Raw genomic sequence first — 13,415 nt, forward strand, 5'->3', positions numbered from 1 at the left:
GCTGAGATTATTAAGGAGTAAAAGAAATACAATAAGCATTTAATATGGTAGACCGGAAAGGTCGTGAAACGTCTAATCTTTACTAGCCACTACTTGATCTTACAGTTGGGTGTCTTTAAAAATTGTCAGATTGCCTATTCGAATATAGTATTGTTTCCCCAAAATCTATAGACGCAACTTGTTGCTTATTCTCTTGCATCGAATAAGTAACAAGTTGCTCTTCTTTTAGCGCCTCGCGCATCTTTTCTCTCGCTAAATTATTTGTATCGTTGAAGGTATTCATAGGTGTCTTCCCAAAGCAATATTTTCCAGTATGAATTCGATCCTGATTATAGTAAATCATCCAACGATCAAGGTCGTTTTGAAGATCCTGAATGCTTCGGTATACTTTCTTTCTGAATGCAACGGCATAAAACTCATCTTGAATAGTACGATGGAAATGTTCACAAATACCATTTGTCTGAGCACTTTTTGCTTTAGTTTTCGTGTGATCTATGTCTTCGATCGCTAAATAAAGCTGATACTCATGTTGATCTCTTACCCCGCAATATTCCGTTCCTCGATCTGTTAATATCCTTAACAATCTTAAGTCATATTGTTCGAAAAATGGTACTACCTGATCATTTAGCATATCTGCTGCAACTAATGCGTTCTTACGAACATAAAGCTTTGTAAAAGCGACTTTGGAATAGGTATCAATAAAAATCTGCTGATATATATGCCAAACTCCCTTAATATTTCCAACATAGTATGTATCCTGAGCTCCCAAATATCTAGGATGATGAGTTTCTATCTCACCGTGTGTCTTTTTCTCATCTTTAGCTCTTTCTAGAGCTACAAGCTGAGCTTCCGTTAAAACAATACCTTCCTGTGCGGACTTTGCCTCTAAGGCTTTTAATCTAAGCCTGAAGGTTTGCAGATCATGGCGCATCCATATACTACTAACTCCTCCATGTGATATAAGTATTCCCTGCTTTTTTAGCTCATTAGATACTCGTAATTGTCCTAAAGCGGGTTGATCTATAGCCAAATCCACAACTGCTTTTTTAATATGTTCTTCAACTCGATTCTTTAGAATTGGCTTCCTTCTTGAAAGCTCTTGAAGTGCAAGTTCACCTCCTTCGTCATACAATTCTTTAAATCTATAAAAGCTGTCTCTGGAATAGCCCATTACTTTACAGGCTCTTGATACATTCCCTAAGTGCTGGGCAAGTTCTAATACCCCCAGTTTGTTCTTGATGATTTTTTCTTGTGTAGTCATAACTCTAATCTATTTTTCAGTTATTAATTTTTTGCAACTGTCAGATTAAGTCTTGACTACTTCAGCTTATGCAAGGTGGGATGCCTTATCCGCTTATCTATACGACAGCTCATTATTGATCGATAATAACCAGATTGAAAATGCAATCAGACGTAAAAACTACCTCTTCGCTGGAAGCCATGAAGTGGCACAGCGTGCAGCAATGATCTATTCGTTCTTTGCTATCTGCAAAAAGCATGAGGTCAATCCTTTCAATTGGCTAAAGCATAACTTGCAGAATATAACATCCATAAACCACAAAAACTTAAAAGATCTATTCTCACAGAACTATAAACTAATCATCCAGTAATGAAATATGTAATTCCTAGGCTGGATACGTTGTAAACTCCCGAGGAAGGCTTATTTAATATTATATTGTAACTCAATCCATTTTTTAAAGTAAGGATCAGTAATATACTCTCTAACTTTTTCTCTTATTGAATGATCATTTCTAATGTGTTCAGAATTTAGAACTGAACATAAAACAAGAAATTTAGCCAAAGGGTATATTTTTTGTTTACTTTGGGGAAACAAGTAAAAGTTCATTTTAGAATCTAGTTGTTTTAAGTTTCTAAAATAATAAATTTGATTTGCTAATGTAACTGTGTTTGGAACGCCTGAAGAAATTTGACTATTCAATAATCTAATTACATCATTATTATTATTGAATAGAAGTCGTGACAATATTGACGTAACTTGCCTTCGTAAAAATGTATCATTATTCCATATATATTGATACTTTCTTATATAACCTAGTAATTCTTCAGGATGGCTATATTTTGCTTTAAACCACATAGAGCAGTAGAAGTCAGAACTATTTTTTCTCTGTACAGAAAATTTCGTTATTTTATTTTCAAAATTTTTTAAGAATTTGTCATTTTCTTCGCTTATTTTAATTTCCCATTGAGTGACTAAGAAGCAAATTTGATACAAAGAAATGTCATCAAATATATCTATTTTGTCAACAATTGAAAGTACGATTCCCGCATTTCGGTTTGAATATCCTAGAGTGAGTAAATAATAAATTAGATTTGCTCTCAACCCTGGGTTCTCAATATATGTTTGCACGATAATATTTAATAGTGTTTTACATTTTAGTTTACCGTAAGTAGTGATATATCTTTTGGATATTTTATCCCAATACTTAGGCTTTCTGTCTTTAAGATGTTGTTTGAAATTTGAATGCAATTGACTGCATACACTTTTATAATTATCATCTGTTTTTTTTATTTTTTCGATTAAGTCTATGTATCTATTTGCTTCTATTTGAAAATGATAGTAACCTTCTTTCTCGTCATATATATTTGTTTTTGACAAATTAAGAGCCAGACCCCTTGATTTTAAAATATCTGAAATAGAACTTAGAGTTTCAACAGCATGTTTTTTTGTTTTCATACCAATTACAATGTCGTCCATCCATCTTGTGAAAGAGTTGTCTGACTTGTTGGCTAAAACTTCATCTACTTCAAATAAGAATGAATGAGCTAATAATCTAATTCCTTCAATGTTTGTGGTTGGTAGACCACGTTTTGAATATGGTAAATAATCAGGCTTCCAAGATATTTCTTCTATAATTCTGAATAGTAAATCAATTAAAACCTCATCAATTTGACTATAGCTTGTGAAAACCTTTCTTAGTTCATTAATATCGATGCTATCGTAGTAATTAGTTAAATCAGTAACAACAATAAAATCTTTATCTTGTTGAAAATTGTAGATTTTTTTCTGTAATTGTTTCCATTGTTGTCGCCAAGTAAACCCATATTCTTCTACAGAATGTGGTGAGCTTACATTATGTTTATCTCTAGAATAAAAGGCATTAGGTGATGGTTGGTTTTTTAATATTTCAGTCGAAACAAACTCTACCAGTACTTGTAATACTAATGCATCAATTGGTTGAGGAATTACCAAATGTCGACAAATACCAAATTTTTTTTCAATTCGATATATCAACGGTTGAGATACTTTATAAGTTCCCCCTAAAATTTCACTTCTAATTGCTTCTGCTCGGATTTCTATGTTGAAGTTGAAATCATAATGATCAAATAAGTCTTTTAAGTCCAAACTTCTTAATTGATCACGTACTATTTTCCTCCAAACTTCAATGATTTTTTTACTTTCAAAAATCTTAGATAGTTTGTCTTTTCTTAATTGATTAAATCTGTCGGTTTGCATTTTTTTTGATTAAGAATACTGCTAATGGCTTGTATATTGTGGATAGTGATGGATTAAATACTCTAAACTTTTCGTCTAAGATTACCGTAGGTAACAACCTTATATTCATTACTGAATTATAAATAGAGAAAATATAAAAAGTTATTAAGACAAAAGAAGAGAAATTTTCAATGTCTCCCATAACCCGTTATTTTACCAATATGATGTTATCAATAGTACAGTTGTTAGATCATCTGAGAAATAGTCCAAATTAATATGATAGGAAGAATAAAAATAACTATATAATAATGGATGTAAATTAAATGGTTATATTTTAGCTTTGTCCTAAATCTATTGTATGTAGCTAAATTTATACTTACCCATAAAAATTTTACATTATCTTCATTATATTTTTTTAGCTTATTAGTAGATTGAAAAAAGTTGAAATCAATTGGTCTATGATTTTCATATAGATCAATAATTTCATTATATTTTTTTTGAATCTGTAAGTATTTATGATATTTTTTTGTTTCATCTAAAGATGCATCTTCCTTAATAAACTCAAATTTTTTAAATAACTTTCCTATTTTCTTTGCACAATCATGAAATTTTTCTGCTTTCAAATTGTATTGCATTGAAGATTCCATTAAAACAAAAACAAGAAGTGTTATTGAAACACATGTAGCTATTAAATTTAATACATTTAATGTCTTTTCTTCTGAAATAATATCATATGGATGAAATAAAGCAAGAACTATCACATAAACAGACAAAAAGCTTGTTGCGTAGGAAGATAAATATTGTGTTTTATTGAGCCTGTGATAAGCGTTAAATCTTGCAGATTTTGTTTTCCACAATCGATCATAAAGTTCATTTGCAGTATTTTGGCTTTGTATTCTCATTTTTCTTAAAGTATAGGTGGTAACGTTTCGGGGATTGGCGGAATTGGTGGATTATAAATCCTGCACTTTTAATTAAACGGATAAAAAATGACTACGTTTACTCTTGTATTTAATTCGTTACCCCCAGACTATCAATAATTGTATTTCCAATATTGAAGATGTCATCTGTACAAAGATCAATATTAAAATTGTAGTGTAATATTGTTTGGATTTCTTCGGTTATCTGTAGTTCTTCCACAAAGAATCCAATAAAAAGTTTTAGTTTCATTTTTTATTTCCTATTAGTCTGCGAAATTATTAGAAAATTAAAGAAAATATTTACGGGAAACCGTATTTCTAAAATTTAGATAACTTAAATATTAATAAGAATGCATTAAGCTAAAATTTGTAGTAAATAAACGCTAATATATTTAGTTTTATTATTTATCTTTGGATATTGAATAAGGATGGACACGATATTAAGATAACCGGTTGCTCAACATTCTTGCGTGTTCATCCTGTTCAATATTGAATTAAAAGCAGGGGAGGTCTGGTAGTTCGCTTTATAGTGAAGGGACTTACGATGGAAATTTAACCCTGTTAGGAAAAAGGCGAAAATGATAAATACTAATTGCGATGAATGTACCATTGACAATCGAGATCTTGAAGGATTTAAAGCATAAGGGATACAATATCCTCAAGTCCGACAATAGTGTGGATGATGTTATACAGCATTTTGTCCCGACAAAAGTGAACGACCTATGGGCGTTTATGAGCGAGTTTAAGGAAGAGTCTGCGACAGTTGTTATCGAGCAGATTTTGGATGTGCCAGAGGAAGTGTTAGAAGGGAAATTCTTGAGGGTTTTCTGATTGATTTATTAATCTATAAAAAGTTAAATCAATGAATCTAAAACAAATACAGCAAGAATTTATACTTAATCATCCTGCTGCTGTCAAAACTGCAAAGAGCAGAGGACAGCTAACTCTTAGACATATTCCAGGCATTCGTGAATGGGCCTTTAGTATCTCTCATTTATTTATAGATAACTCTTCATACCCTCTTCAAGTGCGGGCTCAAAAAAGCTTTTAACAAATGAGCAAGTGTTCCATACCTACCTGAAAGTAAATTCCCGTTGCGTAATTGTTCGAGGGCTTTATCCTTCATACACGCAAAATCAAAATCTGTCTCGTTGATACTCGTAAAACTGTGTCACTAATAATATTTTCTTTTATTATTAGTGACATAGTTTATTTTACAGTATCATTGTCTCAACTGTCTCCATGTAAAATAGGTTTTATCTCAAATACGATTAGCATGATTGAAGCTTTTATTGGGATTGCCTACTAAGCAACAAAACTTTTAACGGTGCTGCCAGCACCTTCCTCCACCTACAACGACACGCTTACAGTAGCCTCCCGATTTGTTTTTAGCTCCGCATACGGACGATGTCGGTTTGGTGCTACCGCCATTATTTCCTCCATTTCCTGAGTCTGTATTTTTAAAAGAGCCATAGACTCCATATCCCTTAGCTTTTTGTGCATCATATGTTATATCAGTTTGGTTGTATCCCACATCACCAAATACAGTTTCTTTATTTTTTAATATATATGCATTTATTGTCTGTTTAGATGCTAGCAAGGTTTTGATGGATAGCTTTAGCTCAAAGCTGATCCTTTGATCAAATCGATATTCCCACTTTCCTGTCGTATGCTTAACTTTCTTTGTGGTATTGGATTTATCGGTATAGGTGATTTCACAACTGGTACATTCCACTTCATAGCTGAATTCATCAATAGGTTGTTCTGGTATGGTTTCCTGGTTTTTGCTGCACGCATTAAGAGTTAGTAGAGCCACGAATAAAAATAGATACTTTGTTAAGCCTTTTGCTTGAATTAAATTTTTAAACCTCATATAGAATTTAGCTTTTGTGTTAGATTAATGTTATGTCAAATCTAATGGTTCATTTTGAACCTACCTTACGGTTTCCCGTTTTCAAAGCTCAAAACCTTTCTCGTACTTTAATTAAAATTTTAACTTAATTATTGAACTATGAAAAATATATTTCTTCAGGCTGCAGCAGGATCTGGATTTGGGAATTTGTTTTATTTTTTAATTGTAATAGCCATAACGGTAGTATTATTTATTGTCTTTCGCAATCTAATACTGTGGTATTATAAAATAGATGTAATATCTAAAAATATTCAAGAACAGACGGAGATACAAAGGGCTATTCTTAGAAAACTTGAATCTTTTAATGATGACCAGAAAGGAAATCCTTAGTTTGGGATTGTAGGAACGAAAATATAAGTTAGATGTTTAGTAAAAATTAGGTCGTGACACGTAGCATTTCTTTACATATTATGCCAATCATGCCCGCAACCATTTTTACATTCCGTATTCCGTCGTTGTGTATCGGTTTGCTTGAATATCCATAATAGTGCAAAAATGGTCTTTTGTTGTTCATCTTTACGGAGTATCTTAAGTTTGTTAAATGCAATTTTAGTAGGGAACGATTTTAAAATTACAACTGGAGTTAAGGTAGGTTTAAGTGGTATACTGGCAATTGCTTGAATGTATGTATCGGTAGTATAATTTACTTTTTCGGGAATTGAATTGAAAATATAATCTCTTAACAATGTGAAAACAAGTTCAAATTCAAAATTGGCGTGATTTAATATTAATGAACTGCCTTGATTAAATTCAATTTTATCCTGAGCTATTTGATTTATTAGTTTATAAAATTCTTCCATTAGTATTCCGAATATTGATAATTGAATTTAATGCTTTTACTTAGTAAAATAGCTGAGTTAGTTGTCATCATATATTATTAAACCCAAGCTTTTCACTACTTCCAGTCTGTCAAATGCCACTTTGCCAATTCCCATTTATTGTCAGGATCGATTCGATAGTCAAACTGTCTAGGGGAAGAATTTTCTGTAATAATTTTTTGCAGAAAGCTATTTGAGATTTCAGGATCGTATACGCGCCAAATTAATTCTCGAGTTTTATTCCAGGTTATTCTTGCAAGAAATAAGGCATTAGGCTTTTCCTTATCCGGGCCTTTTATTTCATTATCCAAATAATCGCCATAGTTGTCAATTACTTCAACTTCACTTTTTGAAGGCATTCCATTGTTAATTAAATCTTCTAGTTCTATCATAATTGATAAATGCCATGCGAAAACTATTCTTGGTTCAAATTTCCTTAAAGCAGTATTGACCACGGCCACACCTGGAAAATTATCTTGCTTAAAATTTAACACTGAATAGGATTCGTCGGGTATCAATACTTTATAATCTGTCATAATTTTTATTGTGGTATTATTTCATACACTAAACATGATCTCGTTTATTATAACAAATTGTTTGCAAAAGGTAATAATAATCTGAGATGGCTACCTATAACCGTAAATCGTTATTGAATCCTGATCAGTGTCGAATGGATGGTTTTTATCTTAGAGAAATGAGACCAATGATTTGTTACCTAACAACGTTATTTTTTCAATATCCAGAAATTTTATGAATCCGCTTTTATCATCAATGATCAGGCAGTCAGACTCCAGTTCGCAAATAAGTGTTACTCAGATTTCTATTTCATGGTTTAATCTCTTTAATGAAAATTTTCTACCTAATTGCTCCAATAATTCAAATAAATTAAACTATTTGATATTATTTAACAAACCAGATTTATTATTCATTATCGTTATTTAGTTAAGATTAGTATTTTACCTGAATAGTTTTATAATCTAGCTAAGATATAAATTTCATTCTACGCTTTTTAGTTTATACTTTTCAATCTGATTTCTTTAATACTTCATCCACATATTCATTAAATCTATTGTATCCATTATGTGATGGATTATTCAGATCTATCATTCCATCCAATCCAGAATCGTAGATTTGCCAACCCTGTAATTTTGCCAATTGTATCATTTCATAAATAGCATTTTCACCATATAGATGTAAAAGTTCATTTGAACTTAACTTATCATTTACAAAATAATCTATTTCAAAACCATCTCCAATGATAGTGCTACACTTATCTTTAACTTCAATTCTTTTAAAATACGTTTGTATTGGAGTGAAAAAATCAGTATCTATTAACAGATCCTCCTGAATTTCTTCCAGATCTGTTATTTTCTGTTTCGAATTAAATAAAACGATGTCCCAACTCATAAGGATGATATTATATGAATTTGCTATATAACTATTATGTTATAAATATAGGAAATCATAGTGCAATATTCTGTAAAACCAACATGAATATATGTGGGATTACAGTATTCATTGGTTCACTTCATTCAGTTGCGTACCGAAGTCGCACTACAGCCTTTCCGGTTGAATGCGATTAAACTGTTGTACTACGAAAGTAGAATAATGATTCTACTTCATTGATGCATCAGTGCCAACAGTTCTTAAATACGACCAGCTTATACAGTTTTATTGACTGTCACTAAATCCTCATTCTTTCCTTTAAAAAATCAATCCTTACATTATATTTGGCTAAATAATTTAGTCTTGAAATTCAGTTGTTTATCAAATTCCATAACTTTTACAATTCTTTTAGCTAAATATATTAGTATATTTGATCGAGTATTTATACCTTTAGGTATAAAAAAACAGTCGGGATAGAGATGATTTTTTAGAAAATGGAACGGAATATAGTGCATTGTGATCTTGACACATTTTTTGTGTCCGTAGAGCGTTTGCTCAACGTAGGGCTGGTGGATAAACCTGTGCTTATCGGTGGGACTTCCGATCGGGGTGTGGTCGCATCCTGCTCGTACGAAGCCCGTAAGTATGGCGTACACAGTGCCATGCCTATGCGGCTGGCCTTGCGTATGTGTCCCGAAGCCATTATTGTCAGGGGCGATCACGATCTGTACAGTCATTATTCTTCCATGGTCACCGAGATTATCGAAGAGGTGACACCTGTGGTTGAAAAAGCCAGTATCGATGAGCATTACCTCGACGTGACCGGTATGGACCGCTTCTTTGGATGCTGGCAGTGGACGCAGGAACTACGGCAGCGCATTATAAAAGAAACAGGATTACCCATCAGCTTTGGACTGTCCGTCAATAAAACCGTTAGCAAGATTGCTACAGGTCAGGCCAAACCATCCGGTGAACTGTTTGTCAACAGCGGTACCGAAAAAGGCTTTTTAGCACCGCTCTCCATCCGGAAGATCCCGATGGTAGGCGAGAAGTCCTACACCTTGCTCCGCAATATGGGCATCAGCAAGATCGGTACCCTGCAGCAGATGGAAGCCTTCACCATGAAGCATGTGATGGGGGAGAACGGAGTCACCATCTGGCGTAAAGCAAACGGTCTCGATGATTCCCTTGTACTGCCATTTCGGGAGCAGAAATCCATGAGCAAGGAAACAACTTTTGAGCAGGATACCATTGATATGGATCTGCTGCGCCGAACACTGATCGGTATGGTCGATACCCTTGCATTTGAGCTTCGCAAAGATCAGAAACTCACCAGCAGTATCACCCTTAAGATCCGTTACAGCAATTTCGATACCCATACCCAGCAGGTCAAGGTAGCCTTCACCAATTCGGATAAGCTTATTACCGAAAAAGTAATGGCACTATTTAAAAAGCTCTACAGCCGGCGCATGCTTATCCGCCTCATCGGAATCAAGTTTTCCAATCTCATCTATGGCGCCTATCAGACCGATCTGTTCAATGACAGCAGTGACGAAGTCAACCTGCTACAGGCCATGGACAAGATCCGCTTACGCTACGGCAGCCAGTACCTGATGAAAGGCATCTGTGCTCCCGATCCGACGGCGAAGAAAGGAGGGAACCATGCTCCTTAATCTGCACAGTTACTATAGCCTTAGACATGGCACCTTAAGTCTCGACGAACTACTGGAAGGCATGCTGGCCAATGGCTACGATACTGCCGTGCTCACCGATATCAACAACAGTACTGGTTCCATAGACTTTATCCGCAAAGGCCAGCAGGCAGGACTCAATATTCTGGCCGGCATGGAATTCCGTCAGGACGACACCTGCTGTTTTATCGCCATCGCACAGAACGAGCGGGGCTTTAGCGAGATCAATGCCTACCGTACACAGCTCAATTTCGAGAACGCAAAAGTTCCTCTGCAGGCACCAGAGTTCAAGGAAGTATTTGTCATCTATCCCCTGCAGCGCATGGGCAGTTTTGCCCTGAAAGACTACGAATACATCGGTATCCGTCCGTCGGAGCGGAGCAAGGCCATCCTGATGGATAAGCAGTTGCTTTCCAAAGCCGTTATACTTGCCCCGGTAACATTCCGTACAGCAGATCATACCTTTCATCGTCAGCTCAGAGCCATTGATCACAATCTGCTCATCTCGCAGCTCTCGGACGAACAAGTAGCACCTGTCGATGAAGTTTTTGTACCCAAAGCACGGCTGATGAAAATCTATGCCGATCTCCCACAGCTCTTGAACAACACCCATCGATTGTTGGCACAATGCCGCTTTCAGATGGATTTCCAGAGCGTAAAGAACAAGGCCACTTTTACTGGAAATCGGTATAACGATAAACAGCTCCTGCTCAAATATACCGGAGATGGATTCGAACACCGCTATGCCAAGAACGACCCCGTAGCCTGGGAACGCATAGCACGCGAACTGGAAATCATTGAACAGCTCAATTTCTCCAGTTACTTTCTCATCACCGATGATATCTGCCGGTATGCCCGCCATCGCGATTACCATTACGTAGGTCGGGGTTCCGGTGCCAATTCCGCAGTTGCTTACTGTTTGGGTATCACCGATGTCGATCCCATTGCCCTCAAACTGCCTTTCGAACGTTTCCTCAATCCCAAAAGGAAAAGTCCACCCGATTTTGATGTTGACTTTAGTTGGCGGGACCGTGACGATATGTACGACTATATTTTCAATCGTTATCAGCACGGCTATACCGCGCTAATGGGAGCGATGAGCACCTTTCGGTCGCGGAGCATCCTGCGAGAACTTGGCAAAGTCTATGGTCTCCCTAAATCAGAAATTGACCGTTTGGTACACGAGCCCGAGCATATGCTCAATAAAAATGAAGTGACCAATACCATCTTGAGCGTCTACAACCGTATGGCCGATTTTCCCAATCAGCGGACCATCCACGCCTCCGGAGTGCTTATTTCCGAACAGCCATTGGTCAGTTATTGTGCGCTCGACTATCCGCCAAAAGGATTGCCGACCATGCAGTTTGATATGTATGTCGCCGAAGAAATCGGATTTGAAAAATTCGATATCCTGTCCCAACGCGGTATCGGTCATATTAAAGACTGTCGGGAGATCGTACATGCCAATCAGGGCATTACGATTGATACCCGTCAGCCAAAACGATTTTTCGAAGATCCGCATATCGCCCAGCAGCTTCGCTCGGCCAATACCATCGGCTGTTTTTACATCGAGAGCCCCGCCATGCGGCAGCTGCTAACCAAACTGCATTGTGACGATTACCTTACGCTCGTTGCCGCATCCTCCATCATCCGACCAGGTGTATCGAGCAGCGGCATGATGGCTGCCTTTATCCAGCGGCACCATGACCCCAGTCAGGTGGTATATCCGCATCCCGTATTCAAAGAGCAGCTGGAAGAAACCTATGGTGTCATGGTTTATCAGGAAGACGTGATGAAGATCGCCAATGCCTACGGTGGGCTGGATATGGCCGATGCCGATGTCCTCCGTCGCATGATGTCCGGTAAATACAGAAGCAAAGACCACCTCATCGAGATCGAGGGGAAGTATTTTGACAACTGCAGGGCAAAAGGGTATGACGAAAAAGTGAGCCGGGAGATCTGGCGGCAGATGGAGAGTTTCGCCGGGTACTCGTTCAACAAAGCCCATTCCGCCTCCTTTGCTGTCGAGAGTTATCAAAGTCTCTATCTCAAGACCTATTTTCCACTCGAATTTATGGTCAGCGTGCTCAACAATTATGGCGGTTTTTATAACCGCAAAGTCTATGTCAACGAAGCCCGTGTCGCGGGTGCTACCATCTGTCTGCCCTGTATCAACCGGTCGGAGTATCAGACCAGCATTCATGGCAGCGATATCTATCTCGGTTTTGACTGCATGCAGCACGTAGAATCCAAACAAGTTGAACGGTTAATAGAAGAGCGGACGCGTAATGGGTTGTACCAGAATCTTGAACAGTTTATCAGACGAACAGGTACTGGGCTCGAGCAGTTGATCATTCTTATTCGTATCGGTGCATTTCGCAGTTTCGGTAGCAGTAAAAAAGAACTGCTCTGGGAAGCACATCTTTTGCTGAACAAGCACACAAAAGCGAGTCCAAGTGCCGAACTGTTTGAATCCAATAGCCGTAAACCCGTTTTGCCACCTTTGGATAGCCATATCCTGGAGGACTATTATGATGAGATGGAACTTATTGGTTTTTGTGTTAGCGGTACGCTGTTTGATCTTGCCCGGAGTGATTTTCGAGGCGATGTTCAGAGTCGTGAACTGATGGATCATGTCGGTCGGACCGTTCGTATGGTTGGCGATTTTGTGGCCGAAAAGTTTGTGAAGACAAAGCGTGGCGAGCTGATGAAATTCGGCACCTTCCTGGATATCGAAGGCAAGTTTTTCGACACCGTGCATTTTCCACCCACGTTGGCACAATATCCTTTAAGAGGAGCTGGTATCTATCTTATCGAAGGGAAGGTCGTGCAAGAGTTTGGTTGTCCGTCACTGGAAGTGATCCGCTGTGCCAAGATGCCCCTTAAGCCAGATCCACGGAGTATATAGCGGTATACGTCGTAGAATTTCTACTGATATTCCTTATATTCGTATCAACAACGCGATACTGTTATGCTTTACAATCCATTTGAACAACGCACCCGCAGTACCTTTCAGGAATTTCTGGAACAGGGCTATCGTGATTTTGTACTGCAACGGTTTGAGTGGACGAACATCAGTAAGGTTAACGGTTTAATGTTATTGCTATTTTTTATAGCAGAAAAAACACATGCAAAATACGCATACTTAAATTAACCAATTAGTTTATAATAGTCTACCTTGTATAATTTCTTTTTTCAAACGGCAAAGCCTCGTGAATACCAATAGAATAAAAT

At 36.9% G+C, this 13,415-nt stretch carries 13 protein-coding genes and 1 pseudogene; 6 read left to right on the forward strand and 8 right to left on the reverse strand.

Going from position 1 to position 13,415, the window contains the following annotated elements:
* Positions 1–115: 115 nt before the first annotated feature.
* Positions 116–1,261: an IS481 family transposase gene (locus B3P23_RS10020; protein ID WP_293925627.1), complete on the reverse strand. Its 1,146-nt coding sequence runs from the start codon at positions 1,259–1,261 to the stop codon at positions 116–118.
* A 73-nt stretch (positions 1,262–1,334) separates the two neighbouring features.
* Here B3P23_RS10020 and B3P23_RS10025 point away from each other — a divergent pair.
* Positions 1,335–1,610, forward strand: a pseudogene (locus B3P23_RS10025) (IS66 family transposase); the annotation flags it as partial.
* A 50-nt stretch (positions 1,611–1,660) separates the two neighbouring features.
* Here the strand turns inward: B3P23_RS10025 and B3P23_RS10030 are convergent.
* From B3P23_RS10030 to B3P23_RS10040, 3 genes are all read right to left on the reverse strand, one after another.
* Positions 1,661–3,475, reverse strand: coding sequence for an RNA-directed DNA polymerase (locus B3P23_RS10030; RefSeq protein WP_293925629.1), 1,815 nt, complete (start codon positions 3,473–3,475; stop codon positions 1,661–1,663).
* 224 nt (positions 3,476–3,699) lie between these two features.
* Positions 3,700–4,356, reverse strand: coding sequence for an SLATT domain-containing protein (locus tag B3P23_RS10035; RefSeq protein WP_293925631.1), 657 nt, complete (start codon positions 4,354–4,356; stop codon positions 3,700–3,702).
* A 109-nt stretch (positions 4,357–4,465) separates the two neighbouring features.
* The gene (locus tag B3P23_RS10040; protein WP_293925633.1) at positions 4,466–4,624 is read right to left on the reverse strand and encodes a hypothetical protein; all 159 of its coding nucleotides are present in this window, start codon (positions 4,622–4,624) and stop codon (positions 4,466–4,468) included.
* Between the two features lie 347 nt (positions 4,625–4,971).
* Here B3P23_RS10040 and B3P23_RS10045 point away from each other — a divergent pair, with 347 nt between their 5' ends.
* Entirely contained in the window at positions 4,972–5,205 is a 234-nt protein-coding gene (locus B3P23_RS10045; RefSeq protein ID WP_094772536.1) for a hypothetical protein, read from the forward strand.
* A gap of 490 nt (positions 5,206–5,695) precedes the next feature.
* On the opposite strand, the gene B3P23_RS10050 is transcribed toward B3P23_RS10045, so the two are convergent.
* Complete coding sequence (locus B3P23_RS10050; RefSeq protein WP_293925637.1) at positions 5,696–6,247, reverse strand: hypothetical protein; 552 nt, start codon at positions 6,245–6,247, stop codon at positions 5,696–5,698.
* A gap of 138 nt (positions 6,248–6,385) precedes the next feature.
* On the opposite strand from B3P23_RS10050, the gene B3P23_RS10055 reads away from it, so the two are divergent.
* Positions 6,386–6,616 carry a hypothetical protein gene (locus B3P23_RS10055; protein WP_293925639.1) on the forward strand — a complete coding sequence of 77 codons (231 nt, stop codon included), beginning with the start codon at positions 6,386–6,388 and terminating at the stop codon, positions 6,614–6,616.
* 71 nt (positions 6,617–6,687) lie between these two features.
* Here B3P23_RS10055 and B3P23_RS10060 read toward each other — a convergent pair whose 3' ends face one another.
* The 3 genes from B3P23_RS10060 to B3P23_RS10070 form a co-directional block, all read right to left on the reverse strand.
* Positions 6,688–7,086, reverse strand: coding sequence for a DUF5958 family protein (locus B3P23_RS10060; RefSeq protein ID WP_293925640.1), 399 nt, complete (start codon positions 7,084–7,086; stop codon positions 6,688–6,690).
* Between the two features lie 95 nt (positions 7,087–7,181).
* Positions 7,182–7,640: a DUF695 domain-containing protein gene (locus tag B3P23_RS10065; protein WP_293925642.1), complete on the reverse strand. Its 459-nt coding sequence runs from the start codon at positions 7,638–7,640 to the stop codon at positions 7,182–7,184.
* Between the two features lie 487 nt (positions 7,641–8,127).
* Positions 8,128–8,511, reverse strand: coding sequence for a hypothetical protein (locus B3P23_RS10070; RefSeq protein WP_293925644.1), 384 nt, complete (start codon positions 8,509–8,511; stop codon positions 8,128–8,130).
* 473 nt (positions 8,512–8,984) lie between these two features.
* Here B3P23_RS10070 and dinB point away from each other — a divergent pair, with 473 nt between their 5' ends.
* The 3 genes from dinB to B3P23_RS10085 all read left to right on the forward strand — a co-directional run bounded on the left by dinB (position 8,985) and on the right by B3P23_RS10085 (position 13,335).
* Complete coding sequence (dinB, locus tag B3P23_RS10075) at positions 8,985–10,163, forward strand: DNA polymerase IV (RefSeq protein ID WP_045756481.1); 1,179 nt, start codon at positions 8,985–8,987, stop codon at positions 10,161–10,163.
* Positions 10,153–13,089 (forward strand): DNA polymerase III subunit alpha, encoded by a 2,937-nt coding sequence (locus tag B3P23_RS10080; protein ID WP_293925646.1) that lies wholly within the window; start codon positions 10,153–10,155, stop codon positions 13,087–13,089. The genes dinB and B3P23_RS10080 overlap by 11 nt, the downstream gene beginning before the upstream one ends.
* A 63-nt stretch (positions 13,090–13,152) precedes the next feature.
* Positions 13,153–13,335 (forward strand): hypothetical protein, encoded by a 183-nt coding sequence (locus B3P23_RS10085; RefSeq protein ID WP_293925647.1) that lies wholly within the window; start codon positions 13,153–13,155, stop codon positions 13,333–13,335.
* Positions 13,336–13,415 lie beyond the last annotated feature (80 nt).

It is taken from the genome of Sphingobacterium sp. UBA6320 (assembly GCF_002440335.1).
Taxonomy (GTDB): domain Bacteria; phylum Bacteroidota; class Bacteroidia; order Sphingobacteriales; family Sphingobacteriaceae; genus Sphingobacterium.